Raw genomic sequence first — 20082 nt, forward strand, 5'->3', positions numbered from 1 at the left:
GGTGTAACCCTGAAGTATAGCCGCCACGGGCCGCGATCAATGCCCACGCAGGTCGCGCGGGCGGAAGCCCATCGCCAGCATGGCCACCGCATAGGTCGCGCCACCGCCGCCGACCAGCAGCATCAGGCCACCGATACGGTGCCATTTGTCCATGACGGTGAAGTCGGGAACCCAATGCAGCAGGGCCAACAGCACGCCGACCATGGCCGCACAGGCCAGCAGCAGCCGCACCAGATAGCCGCCCCAGCCCGGCCGGCGCTGGTAGACATCGGTCTTGCCCAGCCAGTACCAGAGCAGGCCCAGGTTCAGGTAACTGGACAGTGCGCTGGCGATGCCCAGCGCCAGGTGCAGGCCCGGCTGCTTGCCGATGGCCGCCATCACGCCCTGCGCCTTCAGCTCGTCCGGCACCATGACCTGGTACAGCACGGCCAGCAGGGCGAAGTTGAACACCATGTTGGCCACCAGCGCGGCCACACCGGCACGGACCGGGGTCTTGGTGTCCTGGCGGGCATAGAACGCCGGCAGCACCACCTTCAGCAGGGCGAACGCCGGCAGGCCGAAACTCAGGCCGTACACCGACAGCGCGGTCATGCGGGTATCGAAGGCGGTGAACTGGCGGTACTGGAACAAAGTGGCGATCAGCGGCTCGGCCAGCAGCAGCAGGCCCAGCATGGCCGGCACCGAGATCAGCAGGGTCATCCGCAGGCCCCAGTCCAGCGAGCGCGAGAAACCCTCGCGGTCGGTGCTGACGTGATGGCGGGCCAGCGCCGGCAGGATCACCGTGCCCAGCGCCACGCCGAACACACCCAGCGGCAGCTCCAGGAAGCGATCGGCCAGCGACAGCCACGACTGCGAGCCGTCGGTCAGCTTGGCCGCGATGAGGGTATCCAGCAGCAGGTTGATCTGCGCCACCGACGAACCGAACAGGGTCGGCACCATCAGCGTCAGCACCTTGCGCACGCCCGGATGGCGCCAGCCCCAGCGCGGCAGGGTCAGCAGGTTGATGCCCTTCAGCGAGGGCAGCTGGAACAGCAGCTGCAGGATGCCGGCGGCGAGTACCGCCCAGCCCAGCGCCAGGATCTGTTTTTCCGGGGTGCCGCCCAGCCGCGGCGCCAACCATAGCGCACCGGCGATCATGCACAGGTTGAGGATGACCGGGGTCAGCGCCGGCATCGCGAAACGCTGGAAGCTGTTCAGCGCGCCACCGGCCAGCGCGGTCAACGAGACGAACAACAGGAACGGGAAGGTCAGGCGGAACAGGTCGACCAGCAGGGTCTGCTTGACCGGGTCGGTATCAGCACCACTCGAGAATGCGACCGCCAGCTGCGGCGCGAAGATCAGCGCCAGCGCGGTAACCAGCATCAGCACCCCACCCAGGGTGCCGGCGGTGCGGGCCATCAGTTCACGCAGCTCGGCATGACTGCGGGTTTCCTTCACTTCCGTGAACACCGGCACGAAAGCGGTGGCGAAAGAGCCTTCGGCGAACAACCGGCGCAGGAAATTGGGTACCCTGAAGGCAACCCAGAACGCATCGGTAACCGCATTGGTGCCGAACGTGGTGGTGATCACCTGGTCACGGACAAGTCCGAGCACCCGCGAGACCATGGTCATGCTGCTGAACGACAGCAGGCCTCGCAACATCTTCGGTGAACTCACTCAGCGTCCCTCTTGACAATCGACTTGACGTGCATTTCTCGGGCCATCATACTAGCTAGCTTGCTGTTCCCATAACACCGATTTTTTCAGGAAACCACCACCGTGGCCAATATCAAGTCCGCCAAGAAGCGCGCCAAGCAGACCGTCGTGCGCAACGCGCGCAACGTGGCTCAGCGCTCGATGCTGCGCACCGCTGTCAAGAAAGTGATCAAGGCGCTGGACGCCAACGATGCCGCCGGCGCCGAAGCCGCCTTCGCCGTTGCCCAGCCGATCCTGGATCGCTTCAGCGCGCGTGGCCTGATCCACAAGAACAAGGCTGCTCGCCACAAGAGCCGCCTGAACGACCGCATCAAGGCCCTCAAGGCCGCCTGATCCGGCGTTGCCGCCCTGCCCCTTCGGGTAGGGCAGCAGACAAGAACCCGGCCCCGGCCGGGTTTTTTGTTGCCTGCGATCCACGCGATCCGGTAGTGCCGGCCGCTGGCCGGCAACCCCGAGGAATGCCGGCCAGCGGCCGGCACTAATGGAAAATAAAAACCCGGCCGAAGCCGGGTTTTTCGCATGGAACCACAACAGCATTACTGCGCGTTGCGGGCTTCCAGCTCGTCTTCCTTCTGGCGATCGAAGAAGGCCATGATCCGGCTCATGATCGGGTAGGTACCTTCGCGGCCCAGCGCGGAAACCAGGAACCACGGCTCCTTCCAGCCCAGCTCGGCGACGATCTGTTCGGCCGCAGCCTTCGCTTCGTCTTCGAACATCAGGTCGGCCTTGTTCAGCACCAGCCAGCGCGGCTTCTGCAGCAGCTCCGGATCATGCTTTTCCAGTTCGCGCTCGATCGCGCGCACCTGCTCGACCGGGGAAATGCCTTCCACACCGCCTTCCATCGGCGAGATGTCCACCAGGTGCAGCAGCAGGCGGGTGCGCTGCAGGTGGCGCAGGAACTGCGCACCCAGGCCGGCACCGTCGGCAGCGCCTTCGATCAGGCCGGGAATGTCGGCAATCACGAAGCTGCGGTAGTTCTCCACCTTCACCACACCCAGGTTCGGGTACAGCGTGGTGAACGGGTAATCGGCCACCTTCGGCGTCGCCGCCGAAACGGCACGGATCAGGGTGCTCTTGCCAGCGTTGGGGAAGCCCAGCAGGCCGACGTCGGCCAGCAGCTTCAGCTCCAGCTTCAGCGTGCGCTCTTCGCCCGGCTCGCCCGGCAGCGCCTGGCGCGGCGAACGGTTGGTCGAGCTCTTGAAGTGCATGTTGCCCAGACCACCACGACCGCCCTGCGCCACCAGCAGGCGATCACCATGCTGGGTCAGGTCGCCGATGATTTCATCGGTGGCGACGTTGATCACCACGGTGCCGACCGGCACGGTGATGGTCAGGTCTTCGCCGCCCTTGCCATAGGCCTGGCGGCCCATGCCGTTCTCGCCACGCTGCGCCTTGAAGATGCGGTCATGGCGGAAGTCGACCAGGGTGTTCAGGTTTTCGTCGGCGCGGATGTACACGCTGCCGCCCGCACCGCCGTCGCCGCCGTCCGGGCCGCCGAGCGGAATGAACTTCTCGCGACGGAAGCCAATGCAGCCGTTGCCGCCGTTGCCGGCGAACACTTCGATTTCTGCTTCGTCTACCAGTTTCATTGTTTCGATGCCTGCGATGGGCGCGGCCTGCCTGCCGTCGCCTTGAATGTTATGCCAGCCACTGGCCGGCACCCCGGCCTGGCCGGTCTTGCTTTCACTCTAACGAAAAGCCCCGCCGAAGCGGGGCTCTTCATGCAGCACCCCCATGCCGAGGCACGGGTGCCGGCGATGCCTGGATCAGGCGTCGGCCGAGACGATGCTGACGGTGCGGCGCTTCTTGGCGCCCTTGACCGAGAACTCCACCTTGCCGTCCACGAGGGCGAACAGGGTGTGGTCACGGCCCAGGCCAACGCCCGAACCCGGGTGGAACTGGGTGCCGCGCTGACGCACGATGATGTTGCCGGCTTCGATGGCCTGGCCGCCGAAGATCTTGACGCCCAGGTACTTCGGGTTGGAGTCGCGACCGTTGCGCGAGGAGCCTACGCCCTTTTTATGTGCCATGACTGCTTCTCCTGATGCTTAGCCGGCGATGCCGGTGATCTCGATTTCGGTGTAGTACTGACGGTGACCCTGACGCTTCATGTGGTGCTTGCGGCGACGGAACTTGATGATCCGGACCTTGTCAGCACGACCCTGGGACAGGACCTTGGCGGTGACGGCAGCGCCCTTCAGCGCATCGCCCAGCTTCACGCCGTCGCTGTCACCCAGCATCAGGATGTTGTCAAACTTGATCTCGCTGCCGACTTCGACTTCGAGCTTTTCAATGCGGAGCTTTTCGCCCTGCGCCACGCGGTATTGCTTACCGCCGGTGACCAGTACTGCGTACATGACCAGGCCTTCCTCTGTAGTTATTGTGGTCTGAGCTGCCGCCATCGAGGGCGGACAGGAGCGGAATTGTACGCAGATCAGCGGGCGCGGGTCAAGTCAACCCCTGAACGGCCTGGAGACCGGGCCCTGTAGAGCCGGGCCATGCTCGGCTGAACGGTTCGGGGTCCCGGCAGCCGAGCATGGCTCGGCTCTACACAAAGCTGTCGGCCTGTCTCATCAGGTGAGACATCGGGCTGGCATTGTCGCCCATTGCCCCCATCTGGTCACCTCGGTAGGCTGACCGATTGCCGTTCCCTGCTGGCCCGGCACCCAGCCAACGCCCCCACAACCGGATCCCCCATGGCGATGGATTTCATCCGCATCCGCGGCGCGCGGACGCACAATCTGAAGAACCTCGACCTCGACCTGCCCCGCGACAAGCTGATCGTGATCACCGGCCTGTCCGGTTCGGGCAAGTCCTCGCTGGCGTTCGACACCATCTATGCAGAAGGCCAGCGCCGCTACGTCGAGTCGCTGTCGGCCTATGCGCGCCAGTTCCTGAGCGTGATGGAAAAGCCGGACCTGGACCACATCGAAGGCCTGTCCCCGGCCATCTCGATCGAGCAGAAGTCGACCTCGCACAACCCGCGCTCGACGGTCGGCACCATCACCGAGATCTACGACTACCTGCGCCTGCTGTACGCCCGCGTCGGCACACCGCGCTGCCCGGACCACGGCTACCCGCTGGAAGCGCAGACGGTCAGCCAGATGGTCGACCAGGTGCTGACGCTGGACCCGGAACAGCGCTACATGCTGCTGGCGCCGGTCATCCGCGACCGCAAGGGCGAACACGCACAGGTGTTCGACCAGCTGCGCGCGCAGGGTTTCGTGCGCGTGCGCGTGGACGGCGAGCTGTATGAAATCGATGCGGTGCCGCCGCTGGCGCTGCGCCAGAAGCACACCATCGAGGCGGTGATCGACCGCTTCCGCCCGCGCGAGGACATCAAGCAGCGCCTGGCCGAGAGCTTCGAGACCGCACTGAAGCTGGGCGATGGCATGGCCTCGGTGCAGAGCCTGGACACCGCCGACGCCACGCCGGCGCTGTTCTCCTCCAAGTACTCCTGCCCGGTGTGCGACTACTCGCTGCCGGAACTGGAGCCGCGCCTGTTCTCGTTCAACGCACCGATGGGCGCCTGCCCCGGCTGCGATGGCCTGGGCATCGCCGAGTTCTTCGACCCTTCGCGCGTGGTGGTGCATCCGGAGCTGTCGCTGGCCGCCGGTGCGGTGCGCGGCTGGGACCGCCGCAACGCCTACTATTTCCAGCTGATCGCCTCGCTGGCCAAGCACTACAAGTTCGACGTGGATGCCGCGTGGAATTCGCTGCCGGCCAAGGTGCAGCAGGCCGTGCTGTACGGCAGCGGCGACGAGACGATCACCTTCACCTACTTCACCGAAGCTGGCGGCCGCACCCAGCGCAAGCACCGCTTCGAGGGCATCATTCCCAACCTCGAACGCCGCTACAAGGAAACCGAGTCGCCTGCGGTGCGCGAGGAGCTGTCCAAGTACATCAGCGAACAGCCGTGCCCGGAATGCAATGGCGCGCGCCTGAACAAGGCAGCACGCAACGTGTTCGTGGCCGATCGCCCGCTGCCGGAGCTGGTGGTGCTGCCGATCGACGAGGCACTGAAGTTCTTCAGTGAACTGAGCCTGCCGGGCTGGCGTGGCGAGATCGCCGCGAAGATCGTCAAGGAGATCGGCGAACGCCTCGGCTTCCTGGTCGATGTCGGCCTGGATTACCTGACCCTGGAGCGCAAGGCAGACACCCTGTCCGGTGGCGAGGCACAGCGCATCCGCCTGGCCAGCCAGATCGGCGCCGGCCTGGTCGGTGTGATGTACGTGCTCGACGAGCCGTCGATCGGCCTGCACCAGCGCGACAACGAACGCCTGCTCGGCACCCTCACCCGCCTGCGTGACCTGGGCAATACGGTGATCGTGGTCGAACATGACGAGGATGCGATCCGGCTGGCCGACTACGTGCTGGACATCGGCCCGGGCGCGGGCGTGCACGGCGGCGAGATCGTCGGCCAGGGCACCCTGCAGGACATCCTGGAGGCACCGCGTTCGCTGACCGGCCAGTACCTGTCGGGCAAGCGCGCGATCGAGATTCCGGCGCGCCGGCACACGCCGAACCCGAAGATGACCCTGCACCTGCGCGGGGCGACCGGCAACAACCTGAAGGGCGTGGACCTGGCGATTCCGTCGGGCCTGCTGACCTGCGTGACCGGCGTGTCCGGCTCGGGCAAGTCGACCCTGATCAACGACACCCTGTTCTCGCTGGCCGCCAACGAGATCAACGGCGCCTCGCACCCGATCGCTCCGTACAAGGAGATCGATGGCCTGGACCTGTTCGACAAGGTGGTGGACATCGACCAGTCGCCGATCGGCCGCACCCCGCGTTCGAACCCGGCTACCTACACCGGCCTGTTCACGCCGCTGCGCGAACTGTTCGCACAGGTGCCCGAAGCGCGTGCACGCGGCTATTCGCCGGGCCGCTTCAGCTTCAACGTGCGCGGCGGCCGCTGCGAAGCCTGCCAGGGTGACGGTCTGATCAAGGTCGAGATGCACTTCCTGCCGGACGTGTACGTGCCCTGCGACGTCTGCCATGGCAAGCGCTACAACCGCGAGACGCTGGAGATCCTGTACAAGGGCTTCAACATCAACGACGTGCTGGAAATGACCGTCGAGGATGCACTGAAGCTGTTCGAGCCGGTGCCGTCGATTGCGCGCAAGCTGGAAACACTGGTCGACGTCGGCCTGAGCTACATCAAACTGGGCCAGAGCGCGACAACGCTGTCCGGTGGTGAAGCGCAGCGCGTGAAGCTGTCCAAGGAACTGTCGCGCCGCGATACCGGCCGCACCCTGTACATCCTCGACGAGCCGACCACCGGCCTGCACTTCCACGACATCGAAGCGCTGCTGGGCGTGCTGCACAAGCTGCGCGACGAAGGCAACACGGTGGTGGTGATCGAGCACAACCTGGACGTGATCAAGACCGCCGACTGGATCGTTGATCTGGGTCCGGAAGGCGGCCATCGCGGTGGCACCATCCTGGTCACCGGCACGCCGGAAGACGTGGCGGCCTGCCCGCAGTCGTACACCGGCCAGTTCCTGGCGCGCATGCTGCCCTCCACCAGCGCGCGCCCCGAGCAGCCGGCCGCCGTGGCGAACAAGCCCGACGCCCGCCCGCCGCGCAAGGTGAAGCCTGAAAAGGCCGAGAAGCCGGCGAAGAAGGCCGTGGCTGCCAAGAGCACCGGCAAGACCAGCAAGACCGCCACTGCCAGCAAGAAGAAAAAGGACGCCTGATGAGCAGCGAACACAAGATCCTGGCCCGCATCCCGATCAGCGTGCGCTGGCGTGACATGGACAGCATGGGCCATGTGAACAATGCCAAGTACATCTCCTACCTGGAAGAAGCGCGCGTGCGCTGGATGCTGGGTGTGGACGGTGTGTCGATGACCGACCGCATCGCACCGGTGGTGGCCGCGACCAACGTCAACTACCGGCTGCCCATCGTGTGGCCCAACGACATCCTGGTCGAACTGTTCGTCGAGCGCCTCGGCAACAGCAGCGTGACCATCGGCCACCGCATCGTCGACCAGCAGGACGAATCGAAGCTCTATTCGGACGGCAACGTGGTGGTGGTCTGGATGGACACCCAGACCGGCAAGAGCGCACCGCTGCCGGAGGCGATCCGCAGCGCGTCGACCTGACGCGCCTGTGGTAGTGCCGGCCGCTGGCCGGCAACCTCCAGATGTATCGCGGATGCCGGCCAGCGGCCGGCACTACCGATCCAATTCAAAGGACTGACATGATCCACCAGACTGAACTGCGCGACCTGCTGCCCGGCATGGTCGCCTTCCCCACCGACGTCTTTCCCGCCGACCAGGCCTGGCTCGGCCAGCACCTGCTGCCGCTGCTGAAGATCGACCTCGGCGTGCTGCGCCCGGAACTGGCCGGCCAGGTGGCAACGATGCTGTGCCCGATCGAGCCGTATGACGGCTGCATCGGCGAGACCACAGAAGAACACCACAACGATTTCACCGGCACCAACTGGATCGCCTTCGAACTGACCGCCGGCAACGAGATGCACTTCCTCGGCAACGCGGGCTATTTCATCGGTGATGCGGTGCAGGACAAGGATGCGCAGGAACACATCGCGCAGATGCGCGAGAGCTACGCCAAGGCCCGCGATTACCATGCCACGCATGGCCGCCTCGCCTGCTACTCGCGCTACGGCAAGGGTGAGGCCAGCGAGCGCGATTATCTGGATACGCTGGGCGGCCCCATCGGTTTCGGCAACTGGACCGAAACCGCAGAGATTCCCGCGGCATTCGAGCTGGGTTTCACCGAAGCTGCCGATGACCCCAACGCTGCGGACGATGCCGAAACAGTGATCATCACCCGCAATGGCAACAAATTCTTCGCCGTGGCCGACGTGGCCGGCTACAACTGGTGCGCCACCGGCGCCGATGCGATCGTGATGCTGTACGAGCCGGAAAGCCGCACGGTGCTGTTCTCGTACGACTGGTCGTAGGCCCCCTGGTAGTGCCGGCCGCTGGCCGGCTTTCACCACGCTGCCGGCCAGCGGCCGGCACTACCGGATATTCCGTTCGCGCCCAGCGTCCTCGACGCTACGGCAGCCATCCCAATCGTCGCCTCATCAGAGTCGAGCTTGCTCGACTGCTGCAGGCCGGGGCCGTCGAGCAAGCTCGACGCTACGACGGCCATCCCAACCCCTTGCGTCAGCAGCAGCGTCCCGTTTCCCCGCGCGCTTACGGCGCGGCCTTGCGCACCACCAACGTCGCGCTCGCTTCGCCACCGCCCTCCAGCTGCAGCCGCAGCGGCAGCGCCTGGCCTTCCTTCAACGCGCCCTTGCCCTGCATCAGCATCAGGTGCAGGCCACCGGGCTTGAGCTCGGCGCGCGCGCCCGGCGCCAGCGGCAGACGCTCGATCGCGCGCATCCGGCTGACCCCATCCGTGATCGTGGTTTCGTGCAGCGACACATCATTGAAGCTGCTGCTGGTCGCGCCAGTGATCGCCACCGCCTTGCTGCAGCCGTTGTGGATCACGCCATAGCCGGCGGTCATCGGCATCGCCGGATTCGGTGGCAACCGCGCCCAGCCCTGCTCCACCGTGACGCAGTCCGGTTCCGCCGCCGACGCCGATGCTGCGGCCGCACACAGAACCAACAGTACGCCAACGAATGGTTTGGTTATCATCGCCCAGGTTCCTTCTTCGCAACGAGACCGCAGCATGACGACGCTCATCGAGGTGATCAACCATGGCCCCATCCGCGAACTGCGCCTGGCGCGGCCGCCGGTCAACGCACTGGACACCGAACTGTGCCGGCAGTTGATCCATGCCATCGAGCTGGCCATGGCCGAAGACGCGCACGGCATCGTGCTGTCGGGCAGCGAGCGCATCTTCACCGGCGGTATGGACGTGCCGCACCTGCTCTCGCATGGTGATGACAAGCACAAGTTGTTGGACACCTGGAACGCCTTCTTTGGCGCCGTGCGCACGCTGGCCGAGAGCCGGATCCCGGTGGTCGCGGCGATCACCGGCCACGCACCGGCGGGCGGCTGCGTGCTGGCCCTGTGCTGCGACTACCGGGTGATGGCGCGCAGCGCCGATCCGTCGCGGCCGTATGCCATCGGCCTGAACGAAGTGCAGGTGGGCCTGATCGCGCCGGAGGGCATCCAGCGCCTGCTGCGCCGCGCGGTGGGCGTACACCGCGCCGGCGTCCTGCTGACCACCGGCTCGCTGGTGCCGGCCGAACAGGCGCTGCAGATCGGCCTGGTCGATGAACTGGCCGAAGGCGACCTGGTGGTGGCGCGCGCCATCGCCTGGCTGCAGAACCTGCTCAAGCAGCCGCGCCAGCCGATGCTGCTGACCCGCGCCATCGCCCGTGCAGACCTGCACGTGGCGCTGCAGCCGGACCTGATCCAGCTCGACCGCTTCGTCGAGGCCTGGTTCGCCCCGGATGCGCAGAATGCCCTGCAGGCGCTGGTCGCCCGGCTGGGCAAGTAACCGGTAGTGCCGGCCGCTGGCCGGCAACCGCAGGTGCCCCAGGAGGATCATGAGGTTGCCGGCCAGCGGCCGGCACTACCAATGATGGACTGGCCTGCAACGGTATAATCGGGGCCTCTTCATTGCTGTGGCCGCCCCCTTGAACGACACGCCCGAACCCGTCGTCTCCGAGCTGATCGACCTGCTCACCCTGGAGCGGCTGGAGGACAACCTGTTCCGCGGGCAGAGCCGCGACATCGGCACCAAGTACGTGTTCGGCGGCCAGGTGCTGGGCCAGGCGCTGGCTGCGGCGCAGGCCACGGTCGACAACGGGCGCCACGTGCACTCGCTGCACGCCTACTTCCTGCGCGCCGGCAACATCGACCACCCCATCGTCTACGACGTGGACCGTACCCGCGACGGCGGCAGTTTCTCGGTGCGCCGGGTTACCGCAATCCAGCACGGCAAGGTGATCTTCTTCTGTGCTGCCTCGTTCCAGCAGGCCGAAACCGGCGCCGAGCACCAGCACAAGATGCCCGAAGTGCCGCAGCCGGAAGACATCGAACCGAACCGCCCGCTGCCGGCCGAAGTGCTGGAGCGGCTGCCGATCAAGGTGCAGCGCTGGCTGTCGCGCGGTGGCCCGTTCGAGTTCCGCCACGTCTACCCGCGCGATGAACTCAATCCACCCAAGCGCCCCCCGTACCACCAGGTGTGGCTGCGCCTGAGCGAGCCGGTCGGCGATGCCCCGGAGCTGCACCAGGCACTGCTGGCCTATGCCTCGGACTTCCACCTGTTGGGTACCGCCACGTTCCCGCATGGCATCAGCTACTACCACCCGCACGTGCAGATGGCCTCGCTCGACCACGCGATCTGGTTCCACCGCCCGTTCCGTGCCGACGACTGGCTGCTGTACTCGCTGGACAGCCCCAGCGCGCAGGATTCGCGCGGCCTGGCCCGCGGCCAGTTCTTCACCCGCAATGGCGTGCTGGTGGCCAGCACCGCGCAGGAAGGCCTGATCCGCGTGGTTCCCGACCAGGCCGCGGCCGCCGCCGTGCCGGCCAAGGACTGATCCGATGCGCCAGATCTTCAGCAGCCAGCGTGTGGAAACCGTTGAAGGCGTCGCCGAGCTCCTGCGCGGGCATGGCATCGACGTCAAGGTGACCAATGGGCGCTCGTACAAGACCCGTCGTCGCGGCCAGTTCAGCTATACCGACCTGGGCAACGCCAACGCCTACCCAGCGGTGTGGATCGTGCGCGCCGACGACCAGCCGCGCGCGCGTGAAATCCTGCGCGAGGCGCGACTGCTCGACACCACCCGCCGCGACCATCCGACCGCCGAATTCGCCTTCCGCGACACCGCAGAGACGACCGGCGGCGGCCGTGGCTGGGCCTGGCGCATCCGCATCGCCCTGCTGGTGGTGATCGCCGGCGTGGCGCTGGTGATCGGCCTGCGCCATCGCGGCGCCCCGGCGCCGGTCGCACCGGCCCCTGCCCCGCAGACCCAGCCGCAGCAGGCGCAACCGGCTCCGCAGGCCGCACCGGAAGAGGAAGAAGTCCGGGTCCGCATCCAGCCCTCGAAGTGACGCACGGGTAGTGCCGGCCGCTGGCCGGCAGCCGAAAAAGGGGACGGAGGGGATTAAGTCGTTTGTGCCACAAACGACTTAATCCCCTCCGTCCCCTTTTTTTGTCATGAGGTTGCCGGCCAGCGGCCGGCACTACCGTGCAGAAGGCCGGTCACATTCGGCGCGCGGCTCCGTCATGGGACACAATCCCAGCAGGAGAGCCGCCGCCATGACGACGTTCGCCGCATCGATCGACCAGACCCTGGAACGCGAACTGCCTGCCGCTGCCAGCGGTTGCCAGCACGCCTATGGCCGCATCGTGCTGGCCTGCCAGAACACGGTTACCGCCATCGCGCTGGCCATCACCCGCGATCGTCAGGCCAGCGAGGACATCGCCCAGGAGGCCTTCGTGAAGGGCTGGCAGCAGCTGCACCAGCTGCGCAGTTCGACCAGCTTCCTGCCCTGGCTGCGGCAGATCACCCGCAACCTGGCCCGCGACTGGCTGCGCGCGCAGCGCGGCCGGCCGCTGACCGGCGAGGCCGCCGAGGTGGCGATGGGTATGGCGGCCGACCCGGCCCCGGGCGCGGCCGACCGGCTGCAACGGGTGGAAGAGGAAATCGCCGCCGAGGACATCATTTCCGCGTTGCCGGCCGACAGCCGCGAAGTGCTGCTGCTGTACTACCGCGAAGGCCAGCGTTCGCAGCAGGTGGCTGACCTGCTCGGGCTCAGTGACGCCGCCGTGCGCAAGCGCCTGTCGCGTGCCCGCGCCCTGGTGCGCGACGGCCTGCTGCAGCGCTTCGGTGAATTCGCGCGCAGTAGCGCCCCGAGCGCGGCATTCGCCACTGCCGTGGTATCGATGGTGCTGGTGGCTGCGCCCGGCACCGCCAGCGCCGCGATCCTGCTCGGCACCGGCGTCGGCATCGGCGGCAGCAAGCTTGGCCTTGGCGGCGCCAGCGCTGCGGGCGGCACCGCGATGGGCTCGCTGACTGCCACGCTGGGCCAGCTGCACGTGCTGCCGGCCGAAAGCTGGGGGGCGGTGATCGGCGGTGTGGTCGGTGGAGCGATCGGCAGCTATCTGGGCGGACGCTTCCTGATGTCGTACACCGAAACGGCATCCGAGCGCGCCGACGTGCGCCGCTTCCTCTACCTCAACATCATCACCGGCATGTTCTGGTGCCTGGCGATCCTGCTGGCTGTGATGCTGCAGGCGCCGGTCTGGACGCAGCTGACGGTGCTGGCGGTAGGCCTGGGCGTGGTCAACTACCAGTGCCTGGTGCCGCTGCAGCGGGTGATGGCACCGATGATCGCGCGCGATTCGGCCCGCCGCGGACGCACCGGCATCAACTGGAAGTTCGAATCGATGTACGGCCGCACCGGCATCATCGCGATGAACCTGATGGTCATCGCGCTGGTGCTGTACTCACTGATGCGCAGCGGCCGCCTGTAACGGACAACGCCGGCAGTGCGCCGGCGTTGTCGTCATTCACTGCGTTGAACCTCAGCGCTGCGGCTTCGGCGCCGCGCCATCGCGCGGACCGCCGTGGCGCTGGCCACCGTGCATCGGGCCCTTGGCCGCGTCGAACTCGGCCTTGCTCAGCTGGCCATCCTTGTTGGTGTCGGCGGCGGCGAACCAGGCATCACGACGCTGCTTCATGCGCAGCTCGCGGTCGGCCTTGTCCAGGTAACCGTCCTTGTTGAGGTCGAGCTCGTCGAAGCGCGCGGCCAGGCGCGGATCGGCCTTGGCTTCCTCGCGGCTGATGCGGCCGTCCTTGTTGACGTCCAGCTTGGCCCAGCGCTCACCGCCGTGGCCACGGCGACCGTGCTTCCAGCGCGGCAGCTCATCGCGCGAAAGCTTGCCGTCTTTGTTCTTGTCCAGCTCGTCGAACTTCGCGGCCAGGCGCGGGTTGGCAGCCGCCTCGCTGCGGTCGATGACGCCGTCGCCGTTGGTGTCCAGCTTGACCGGACGCTGCGCGGGCGTGGTCGGGGTGTCGGCCGCGAGCGCGATACCGGAAGCGGAAGTGCCGAGCAGCAGGGCCAGCAGCAGGGGGGTACGGATCATGAGGTCACTCCTGGGGATGGGAACAGCGTCGGGGTGATCACTTCACCCTCGGGGGACAACAACGCCCGGGCGCGACGTCGGTTGACGCCTCTGCCAGTTCCATTCATCCGGCGGACAGTCGCCACCACTGCGACAGGCTGGGGCTATGCTGTGCCTATGGCGATACATGGCGACAGAGACGACGAACTGCGACTTTTCCAGACCGGCGAGCACCCCTGCGGGTACTGGTCGGACCGGGTGGCGCGCGACCTGGTGCTGGACCCGCACGATCGCCGCCTTGGCGGCCTGTACCCGCTGGCACTGAGCTGGGGCTTCCGCCGTAGTGGCGACCTGGTCTACCGGCCGCATTGCGCGCACTGCCAGGCCTGCGTGGCGGTGCGCATCCCGGTGGCGCGCTTCGCCCCGGATCGCAGCCAACGCCGCTGTGCCGCCCGCAATGACGACCTGGAGGTGCGGATCACCGCGGCCACCGCCCGCGATGACCTGTTCGCGCTGTATCACCGCTACCTGACCCACCGCCATGCCAACGGCGGCATGGATGACCACGGCCCGCACGAGTTCGAGCAGTTCCTGATCGGCAGCTGGTCGCACACCCGCTTCATGGAGATGCGCCTGCCCGGCCACGACGGCCAGCCCAGCCAGCTGCTGGGTGTGGCGGTGACCGACGTCACCGAGCACGGCCTGTCGGCGGTCTACACCTTCTTCGACCCGGACCATGCCGCGCGTGGGCTGGGCACCTTCGCGATCCTGCAGCAGATCGAATGGGCCCGCCGCGAGGGCCTGCCGCACGTATACCTGGGCTACTGGATCCGCGGGCATCAGAAGATGGACTACAAACGGCGCTATCGACCGCTGGAAGCCTACGACGGCCGCCGCTGGCACGATTTCGACGACGAACTGGACGGACGCTGACAAACCACTGACACCGGGCCGGGTGCACAATACGGCGCATGAACCTCCGACCCCAGATCCTCGCCCTGGCCCTGCTCTGCGGCGCCACCGCCCCCGCCTTCGCCACGTCCCCTGCGATGACCGAAAAGCCGTCCGCTGCGCTGCGCCTGGCCACCTACAACACCTCGCTGTACTCCGATGAGACCGGTGGCCTGATCAAGGAGCTGGAAGGCGACAGCGAGCACGCGCGCAAGATCGCCGCGGTGCTGCAGCAGGCACGCCCGGACCTGGTGCTGCTGAACGAATTCGATTTCGACGACGCCCACCGCGCCGCCGACCTGTTCCAGAAGCGCTACCTGGAAGTGGCCCAGCCCGGCGGCGGCAAGCCGCTGCACTTCGCCTACCGCTACCTGGCCCCGGTCAACACTGGCGTGCCCAGCGGCCTGGACCTGGACAACAACGGCGTGGTCGGCGGCGAAGGCCGCAGCCGCGGCAACGATGCCTGGGGCTACGGCCTGCACCCGGGCCAGTACGGCATGCTGGTGCTGTCGCGCTACCCGATCGATGAAGCCAAGGTGCGCAGCTTCCAGCTGCTGAAGTGGAGCGCGATGCCGGGCGCGATCCGTCCGGTCGACCCGCGCACCGGCAAGAGCTTCTACAACGACCATGTGTGGTCGCAGCTGCGGCTGTCGTCGAAGTCACATTGGGACGTGCCGGTGAAGACCCCGGCCGGCGTGGTCCACGCTCTGGTCTCGCACCCGACCCCGCCAGTGTTCGATGGCCCGGAAAAGCGCAACGCCGCGCGCAACCACGACGAACTGCGCCTGTGGCAGGAATACCTGTCCAAGGGTGACAAGCCGTGGCTGTGCGACGACAAGGGCCAGTGCGGCGGCCTGGCGCAGGACGCGCGCTTCGTGATCCTCGGCGACCTCAACAACGACCCGGTCGACGGCGATGGCCGCCATGAGGCGATCGTCGAACTGATCGAGAACGCCCGCGTGTTGCGCTACCCCACCCCGCGCAGCGTTGGTGGCGAGCAGACCAGCCTGGCCTATGCGGCCAAGGGCATCGAGCGCAAGGGCGCACCGTTCCATGCCACCGGCGATTTCGGCCCGAAGTCCGGCACCATGCGCCTGGACTACGTGCTGCCCTCGACCGGTTTCGAGTACATCGGCAGCGGCGTGTTCTGGCCGGCCAATGAAAGCCCGGAAGCGAAGATCGCCGATGGCAGCGACCATCACCTGGTGTGGGTGGATGTGAAATAACAGAAAGGGGACGGAGGGGATTAAGTCGTTTGTGCCACAAACGACTTAATCCCCTCCGTCCCCTTTTTGCTTTACGGGCGCAGTTCGACGCCGATGGCGTCGGCTGCATCACGCGCGATGGCGCGCGCTTCGTCGATGGTTTCCGCGCGCGCCAGGGTCACGCCCACGCGGCGGTGGCCATGCACGCTCGGCTTGCCGAACAGGCGCACGGCGGTGTCCGGCACCTGCAGTGCGGCGGCGACGTTGTTGAAGTACGGCACGCCCTCGCCATGCGCCAGCAGCGCGCACGAGGCCGACGGGCCGCTCTGGCGGATCACCGGGATCGGCAGGCCGAGGATGGCGCGCGCGTGCAGCGCGAACTCGCTCAGTTCCTGCGAAACAAGCGTCACCAGGCCGGTGTCGTGCGGGCGCGGCGACACTTCGCTGAACCACACCTCGTCGCCCTTCACGAACAGCTCGACACCGAACAGGCCCCAGCCACCGAGGTCATCGGTGATCGCGCGCGAAATCTCTTCGGCACGCGCCAGCGCCCTGCTCGACATCGGCTGCGGCTGCCAGCTTTCGCGGTAATCACCGTCCTTCTGCAGATGGCCGATCGGCGCGCAGAACGAGGTGCCGCCGGCATGGCGCACGGTCAGCAGGGTGATCTCGTAATCGAAATCGATGAAACCTTCGACGATGCAGCGGCCGGCACCGGCACGGCCACCGGTCTGCGCATAGTCCCAGGCGGGTGCGATGTCCGCCTCGCTGCGCAGGGTGCTCTGGCCCTTGCCCGAGGACGACATCACCGGCTTGACCACGCACGGCAGGCCGATGGCGGCCACGGCGGCGCGGTACTCGGCTTCGGTATCGACGAAGCGGTACGGCGAGGTCGGCAGGCCCAGGGTCTCGGCGGCCAGGCGGCGGATGCCCTCGCGGTCCATGGTCAGGCGGGCGGCGCGCGCGGTCGGGATCACCCGCAGGCCCTGCTCCTGCTCCAACTGGACCAGGGTCTCGGTATGGATGGCCTCGATCTCCGGCACCACCAGGTGCGGCTGCTCCTGGGCGATCAGCGCGCGCAGGGCCATCGCATCCAGCATGTCGATCACATGCGAGCGGTGCGCGACCTGCATGGCCGGGGCATCGGCATAGCGGTCGGCGGCGATCACTTCCACGCCCAGCCGCTGCAGCTCGATGGCCACCTCCTTGCCGAGTTCGCCCGAGCCGAGCAGCAGCACGCGGGTGGCGGAGGGGGACAACGGAGTTCCAAGCTTGGCCATGGCGGTTCCAGCAGCGATGTGAAGGCGGGTGGGCATTCTAGCTGGCCGGGCACCCCGGCCATGGCATCCGACGAACGGTAGTCGACAAGTGATATCACTTTGATATCTTCATTCCGAACCCTCAAGGACGTACCGCCATGAAAGAGAAGTCGCTGTCTTCCCTCAACGGCCTCGGCACGCTGGCCGGCGCCCTGCTTGTCGCCCTCGCCGGCGGCGCCCTGTTCGTACTGGGGGTAGCAGCCAAGGCCAGCACCGGCTCGCCCAACCTGCTGCTGATGTTGGCAGGCATCCTGATGGCGGCGCTGGCGATCTTCGCCCTGGCCGGCCTGTACACGGTCCAGCCCAACCAGGCGGCGGTGCTGAGCCTGTTCGGCAAATACATGGGCACCGTGAAGGACAACGGCCTGCGCTGGAACAACCCCTTCTATGCCAAGCGCCGGGTCAGCCAGCGCGTGCGCAACTTCGAGAGCGGCAAGCTGAAGGTCAACGAGCTGGACGGCAGCCCGATCGAGATCGCGGCGGTCATCGTCTGGCAGGTGGTCGATGCCTCCGAGGCGGTCTACAACGTGGACGACTACGAGAGCTTCGTGCACATCCAGTCCGAATCGGCGCTGCGCGCGATGGCCACCAGCTACCCCTACGACCAGCATGAGGATGGCCAGCTGGCCCTGCGCAGTCATGCCAGCGAGATTTCCCAGCACCTGAAGAACGAACTGGCCGAGCGCCTGGCCGACGCCGGCGTGCAGGTGATCGATGCGCGCATCAGCCACCTCGCCTACGCCGCTGAAATCGCCCAGGCGATGCTGCAGCGGCAGCAGGCCAACGCGGTGATCGCCGCACGCACGCGCATCGTTGCCGGTGCGGTCGGCATGGTCGAGATGGCCCTGGCCGAACTGCAGAAGAACGGCGTGGTGCAGCTGGACGAGGAACGCAAGGCGCACATGGTCAGCAACTTGCTGACCGTGCTGTGCTCGGACCGCGGCACCCAGCCGATCGTCAATGCAGGCTCGCTGTACTGAGCCACCCTCGCAACGGGGCGCCCCACCGCCCCGCCAGGAGCCCCCATGAGTGAGAAGAAAGCCTATCCGCTGCGCATCAATGCCGAGGTCCTGGCCGCGGCGCAGCGCTGGGCTGATGACGAACTGCGCAGCCTCAACGCGCAGATCGAGTACGTGCTGCGCGACGCCCTGCGCAAGGCAGGACGCCTGCCGAAACCCACGCCATCGTCGGAGGACAAGGAATGAGCAAGCGCTGGAGCTACCAGACCATCGAGGTCAAGACCTCCATGATGGGCGTACTCAAGGCCGAGGATGTCCAGGCCGAGCTGAGCCGGCAGGGCCAGCTGGGCTGGGAGCTGGTCAACATCATCATCCCGACGCCGATGCGCCCGGCGATGCTGGTGTTCAAGAAGGAGGCCTGAACCATGGGCGGCAGTGACCCGAAACCCTTTGACGTGGCCGAGAGTTCGCCGCTGCGCGTGCTGTGGATCGTGCTGCCGCTGCTGGCTGCCTTCGTGGCCTGCCTGTATGCGCAGCTGTACAAGGCACCGGCGAACGCACCCTGGATCGAAGTTACGCTGTCGCCGCCCTGGTTCCGGATGGGCGGCAGTGCGGCATGGAGCCTGATCGTCATCGCTGTACTCGCTGTCGGGCTGGGGGCCGCATTCTTCCGCCGCCGGGTGGAACTGGCCGGCGATGTGCTGGACGTGCGCTCGACGATGTATCGGCGGCGGGTGCCGGTGGCGCAGTTGCGGCTGGACCAGGCCGAGGTGGTCGACCTGCAGCGTGACCGCCGCTATGGCATCCGTGTCAAAACCAATGGCTATTCAATGCCTGGCTTCTACTCGGGCCACTTCCGCCTGCAGGGAGGCGGCAAGGGCTTCGCCCTGGTCACCGACCGTGCGCGTGTCCTCGCCCTGCCGGTCAGTGATGGCAGCACGCTGCTGCTCAGCGTGGACCGGCCGCAGGCGCTGCTCGATGCACTGCGCAAGGTGGCCGCGTCGGCACCACGGCAGTAAGCTGAGGCGATGCAACGACGCCCGCCCCTGCTGATCAATACCGAGGCCATCGAGCTGTGGCCCGCCCACCTGTTGCGTGCACGTAGCAACCTGGATGCACGCTTGCTGTCGCAGGCGCAGTGGGTGCTGCGGCGCAAGCGTGATGGCCGCTATCTGGCGGCGGTACTGCCGCACGGCGTGCATTCGATGGTGCCTCGCCTGCCGCGCGAGCCCGGGGTCGAGGATGCACTGGCGCTGCTGGACACCGCGGCTGCACGGCCCTTCGGCGCCGGACTGGAAGATCAGTGGCTGCCGCTGGCCGGGTTGCAGCAGCGCCTGCAGCAGCTTGGCCTGGACCCGCAGCGCTATGCCGACCACAGCGGCCTGCCGCTGGAACCCGAACCCTGCCTGCTGCATTTTGCCGGCCGCGATCGCTTCGCCCGCCCGCTGTGGCTGCGCCGTGGCGCCGCGCAGGGCTGGCGACGGATGCGACTGCATGCGGCACAGGATGGCATTGCGCTGGACGCCATCTCCGGCTTCCGCAGCCATGCCTACCAGTTGGGCATCTTCGAACGGAAGCTGGCGCGCGGCTTGAGCGTGGCGGAGATCCTGAAGGTCAATGCCGCCCCGGGTTTCAGCGAACACCACAGCGGCCACGCGCTGGACATCGGCACACCGGGCGACGCCCCGGCCGAAGAATCATTCGAAGCCACCGACGCGTTTGCGTGGCTGCAGGCGAATGCCGGTGGGCATGGCTTCCAGCTGAGCTACCCGCGCGACAACCCGCATGGGATCGTCTACGAACCCTGGCACTGGTGCTGGAAACCGGCCAACGGCTGAGCCCCTCGTGGCGGCTGCACGGCGAACTTCATGGAGCTGTCCGGGCGGGTAGGCTGGGCAGGGGACGCCGTGAATCCGTCCCTGGAGGCTTAGCCGCGCCATCCATGGCG

General features: G+C 66.9%; 22 protein-coding genes. 15 read left to right on the forward strand and 7 right to left on the reverse strand.

What is annotated here, in order from left to right; all coding sequences use genetic code 11:
* Positions 1-36 precede the first annotated feature (36 nt).
* Positions 37-1641, reverse strand: a complete 1605-nt coding sequence (gene murJ, locus QRO95_RS12940; RefSeq protein WP_049462332.1) for a murein biosynthesis integral membrane protein MurJ — start codon at positions 1639-1641, stop codon at positions 37-39.
* 117 nt (positions 1642-1758) lie between these two features.
* On the opposite strand from murJ, the gene rpsT reads away from it, so the two are divergent.
* Positions 1759-2028 carry a 30S ribosomal protein S20 gene (gene rpsT / locus QRO95_RS12945; RefSeq protein WP_005408560.1) on the forward strand — a complete coding sequence of 90 codons (270 nt, stop codon included), beginning with the start codon at positions 1759-1761 and terminating at the stop codon, positions 2026-2028.
* 203 nt (positions 2029-2231) lie between these two features.
* Here rpsT and cgtA read toward each other — a convergent pair whose 3' ends face one another.
* The 3 genes from cgtA to rplU form a co-directional block, all read right to left on the reverse strand.
* Positions 2232-3284: an Obg family GTPase CgtA gene (cgtA, locus tag QRO95_RS12950; protein ID WP_285302737.1), complete on the reverse strand. Its 1053-nt coding sequence runs from the start codon at positions 3282-3284 to the stop codon at positions 2232-2234.
* A 177-nt stretch (positions 3285-3461) separates the two neighbouring features.
* Complete coding sequence (rpmA, locus tag QRO95_RS12955) at positions 3462-3725, reverse strand: 50S ribosomal protein L27 (RefSeq protein WP_005415704.1); 264 nt, start codon at positions 3723-3725, stop codon at positions 3462-3464.
* A gap of 18 nt (positions 3726-3743) precedes the next feature.
* Positions 3744-4052, reverse strand: coding sequence for a 50S ribosomal protein L21 (rplU, locus tag QRO95_RS12960; RefSeq protein WP_005408557.1), 309 nt, complete (start codon positions 4050-4052; stop codon positions 3744-3746).
* A 339-nt stretch (positions 4053-4391) separates the two neighbouring features.
* Between rplU and uvrA the strand changes: the two genes are divergently transcribed.
* The 3 genes from uvrA to QRO95_RS12975 all read left to right on the forward strand — a co-directional run bounded on the left by uvrA (position 4392) and on the right by QRO95_RS12975 (position 8625).
* Positions 4392-7394, forward strand: a complete 3003-nt coding sequence (gene uvrA / locus QRO95_RS12965) for an excinuclease ABC subunit UvrA (RefSeq protein ID WP_121503917.1) — start codon at positions 4392-4394, stop codon at positions 7392-7394.
* The gene (locus QRO95_RS12970; RefSeq protein WP_006424673.1) at positions 7394-7801 is read left to right on the forward strand and encodes a thioesterase family protein; all 408 of its coding nucleotides are present in this window, start codon (positions 7394-7396) and stop codon (positions 7799-7801) included. The genes uvrA and QRO95_RS12970 overlap by 1 nt, the downstream gene beginning before the upstream one ends.
* A gap of 98 nt (positions 7802-7899) precedes the next feature.
* Positions 7900-8625 (forward strand): enolase, encoded by a 726-nt coding sequence (locus QRO95_RS12975; RefSeq protein ID WP_285302738.1) that lies wholly within the window; start codon positions 7900-7902, stop codon positions 8623-8625.
* Between the two features lie 238 nt (positions 8626-8863).
* Here QRO95_RS12975 and QRO95_RS12980 read toward each other — a convergent pair whose 3' ends face one another.
* Positions 8864-9310, reverse strand: coding sequence for a copper chaperone PCu(A)C (locus QRO95_RS12980; RefSeq protein WP_149909378.1), 447 nt, complete (start codon positions 9308-9310; stop codon positions 8864-8866).
* Between the two features lie 34 nt (positions 9311-9344).
* Between QRO95_RS12980 and QRO95_RS12985 the strand changes: the two genes are divergently transcribed.
* The 4 genes from QRO95_RS12985 to QRO95_RS13000 all read left to right on the forward strand — a co-directional run bounded on the left by QRO95_RS12985 (position 9345) and on the right by QRO95_RS13000 (position 13109).
* Positions 9345-10121: an enoyl-CoA hydratase/isomerase family protein gene (locus QRO95_RS12985; protein WP_049462328.1), complete on the forward strand. Its 777-nt coding sequence runs from the start codon at positions 9345-9347 to the stop codon at positions 10119-10121.
* 127 nt (positions 10122-10248) lie between these two features.
* Positions 10249-11169, forward strand: coding sequence for an acyl-CoA thioesterase II (tesB, locus tag QRO95_RS12990; protein ID WP_004148214.1), 921 nt, complete (start codon positions 10249-10251; stop codon positions 11167-11169).
* Positions 11170-11173: 4 nt separating this feature from the next.
* Positions 11174-11683, forward strand: a complete 510-nt coding sequence (locus QRO95_RS12995; protein WP_285302739.1) for a pathogenicity-like protein — start codon at positions 11174-11176, stop codon at positions 11681-11683.
* Positions 11684-11891: 208 nt separating this feature from the next.
* Positions 11892-13109 (forward strand): RNA polymerase sigma factor, encoded by a 1218-nt coding sequence (locus QRO95_RS13000; protein WP_121503921.1) that lies wholly within the window; start codon positions 11892-11894, stop codon positions 13107-13109.
* A gap of 51 nt (positions 13110-13160) precedes the next feature.
* Here QRO95_RS13000 and QRO95_RS13005 read toward each other — a convergent pair whose 3' ends face one another.
* On the reverse strand, positions 13161-13721 hold the full coding sequence (locus QRO95_RS13005; protein ID WP_285302740.1) for an EF-hand domain-containing protein: 561 nt from the start codon (positions 13719-13721) through the stop codon (positions 13161-13163).
* 156 nt (positions 13722-13877) lie between these two features.
* Between QRO95_RS13005 and QRO95_RS13010 the strand changes: the two genes are divergently transcribed.
* Both QRO95_RS13010 and QRO95_RS13015 read left to right on the forward strand, forming a co-directional pair.
* Positions 13878-14633 (forward strand): arginyltransferase, encoded by a 756-nt coding sequence (locus tag QRO95_RS13010; protein WP_032127594.1) that lies wholly within the window; start codon positions 13878-13880, stop codon positions 14631-14633.
* Positions 14634-14671: 38 nt separating this feature from the next.
* Positions 14672-15877, forward strand: a complete 1206-nt coding sequence (locus QRO95_RS13015; RefSeq protein ID WP_164081499.1) for an endonuclease/exonuclease/phosphatase family protein — start codon at positions 14672-14674, stop codon at positions 15875-15877.
* Between the two features lie 71 nt (positions 15878-15948).
* Here the strand turns inward: QRO95_RS13015 and purT are convergent, their stop codons facing one another.
* Positions 15949-17136 carry a formate-dependent phosphoribosylglycinamide formyltransferase gene (purT, locus tag QRO95_RS13020; RefSeq protein ID WP_285302741.1) on the reverse strand — a complete coding sequence of 396 codons (1188 nt, stop codon included), beginning with the start codon at positions 17134-17136 and terminating at the stop codon, positions 15949-15951.
* A gap of 137 nt (positions 17137-17273) precedes the next feature.
* Between purT and QRO95_RS13025 the strand changes: the two genes are divergently transcribed.
* Genes QRO95_RS13025 through QRO95_RS13045 form a run of 5 tightly spaced genes read left to right on the forward strand, consistent with a single transcriptional unit; the run spans position 17274 to position 19972 of the window.
* Positions 17274-18155 (forward strand): SPFH domain-containing protein, encoded by an 882-nt coding sequence (locus tag QRO95_RS13025; RefSeq protein WP_164081502.1) that lies wholly within the window; start codon positions 17274-17276, stop codon positions 18153-18155.
* A gap of 45 nt (positions 18156-18200) precedes the next feature.
* A complete protein-coding gene (locus tag QRO95_RS13030; RefSeq protein WP_065178114.1) occupies positions 18201-18380 on the forward strand; it encodes an Arc family DNA binding domain-containing protein in 180 nt (59 codons plus the stop codon).
* Positions 18377-18556, forward strand: a complete 180-nt coding sequence (locus tag QRO95_RS13035) for a DUF4177 domain-containing protein (RefSeq protein ID WP_285302742.1) — start codon at positions 18377-18379, stop codon at positions 18554-18556. The genes QRO95_RS13030 and QRO95_RS13035 overlap by 4 nt, the downstream gene beginning before the upstream one ends.
* A gap of 3 nt (positions 18557-18559) precedes the next feature.
* Complete coding sequence (locus QRO95_RS13040) at positions 18560-19153, forward strand: PH domain-containing protein (protein ID WP_107433610.1); 594 nt, start codon at positions 18560-18562, stop codon at positions 19151-19153.
* A 9-nt stretch (positions 19154-19162) separates the two neighbouring features.
* The gene (locus tag QRO95_RS13045) at positions 19163-19972 is read left to right on the forward strand and encodes a D-alanyl-D-alanine carboxypeptidase family protein (protein WP_285302743.1); all 810 of its coding nucleotides are present in this window, start codon (positions 19163-19165) and stop codon (positions 19970-19972) included.
* Positions 19973-20082 lie beyond the last annotated feature (110 nt).

Source organism: Stenotrophomonas maltophilia group sp. Smal13, assembly GCF_030236855.1.
Taxonomy (GTDB): domain Bacteria; phylum Pseudomonadota; class Gammaproteobacteria; order Xanthomonadales; family Xanthomonadaceae; genus Stenotrophomonas; species Stenotrophomonas maltophilia_A.

Excerpts from the sequence above, each read along its gene's own strand:
- murJ (WP_049462332.1), bottom strand. The coding sequence starts at position 1,641 with ATGTTGCGAGGCCTGCTGTCGTTCAGCAGCATGACCATGGTCTCGCGG.
- cgtA (WP_285302737.1), bottom strand. The coding sequence starts at position 3,284 with ATGAAACTGGTAGACGAAGCAGAAATCGAAGTGTTCGCCGGCAACGGC.
- rpmA (WP_005415704.1), bottom strand. The coding sequence starts at position 3,725 with ATGGCACATAAAAAGGGCGTAGGCTCCTCGCGCAACGGTCGCGACTCC.
- rplU (WP_005408557.1), bottom strand. The coding sequence starts at position 4,052 with ATGTACGCAGTACTGGTCACCGGCGGTAAGCAATACCGCGTGGCGCAG.
- uvrA (WP_121503917.1), top strand. The coding sequence starts at position 4,392 with ATGGCGATGGATTTCATCCGCATCCGCGGCGCGCGGACGCACAATCTG.
- QRO95_RS12970 (WP_006424673.1), top strand. The coding sequence starts at position 7,394 with ATGAGCAGCGAACACAAGATCCTGGCCCGCATCCCGATCAGCGTGCGC.
- QRO95_RS12975 (WP_285302738.1), top strand. The coding sequence starts at position 7,900 with ATGATCCACCAGACTGAACTGCGCGACCTGCTGCCCGGCATGGTCGCC.
- QRO95_RS12980 (WP_149909378.1), bottom strand. The coding sequence starts at position 9,310 with ATGATAACCAAACCATTCGTTGGCGTACTGTTGGTTCTGTGTGCGGCC.
- QRO95_RS12985 (WP_049462328.1), top strand. The coding sequence starts at position 9,345 with ATGACGACGCTCATCGAGGTGATCAACCATGGCCCCATCCGCGAACTG.
- QRO95_RS12995 (WP_285302739.1), top strand. The coding sequence starts at position 11,174 with ATGCGCCAGATCTTCAGCAGCCAGCGTGTGGAAACCGTTGAAGGCGTC.
- QRO95_RS13000 (WP_121503921.1), top strand. The coding sequence starts at position 11,892 with ATGACGACGTTCGCCGCATCGATCGACCAGACCCTGGAACGCGAACTG.
- QRO95_RS13005 (WP_285302740.1), bottom strand. The coding sequence starts at position 13,721 with ATGATCCGTACCCCCCTGCTGCTGGCCCTGCTGCTCGGCACTTCCGCT.
- QRO95_RS13010 (WP_032127594.1), top strand. The coding sequence starts at position 13,878 with ATGGCGATACATGGCGACAGAGACGACGAACTGCGACTTTTCCAGACC.
- QRO95_RS13015 (WP_164081499.1), top strand. The coding sequence starts at position 14,672 with ATGAACCTCCGACCCCAGATCCTCGCCCTGGCCCTGCTCTGCGGCGCC.
- purT (WP_285302741.1), bottom strand. The coding sequence starts at position 17,136 with ATGGCCAAGCTTGGAACTCCGTTGTCCCCCTCCGCCACCCGCGTGCTG.
- QRO95_RS13025 (WP_164081502.1), top strand. The coding sequence starts at position 17,274 with ATGAAAGAGAAGTCGCTGTCTTCCCTCAACGGCCTCGGCACGCTGGCC.
- QRO95_RS13030 (WP_065178114.1), top strand. The coding sequence starts at position 18,201 with ATGAGTGAGAAGAAAGCCTATCCGCTGCGCATCAATGCCGAGGTCCTG.
- QRO95_RS13035 (WP_285302742.1), top strand. The coding sequence starts at position 18,377 with ATGAGCAAGCGCTGGAGCTACCAGACCATCGAGGTCAAGACCTCCATG.
- QRO95_RS13040 (WP_107433610.1), top strand. The coding sequence starts at position 18,560 with ATGGGCGGCAGTGACCCGAAACCCTTTGACGTGGCCGAGAGTTCGCCG.
- QRO95_RS13045 (WP_285302743.1), top strand. The coding sequence starts at position 19,163 with ATGCAACGACGCCCGCCCCTGCTGATCAATACCGAGGCCATCGAGCTG.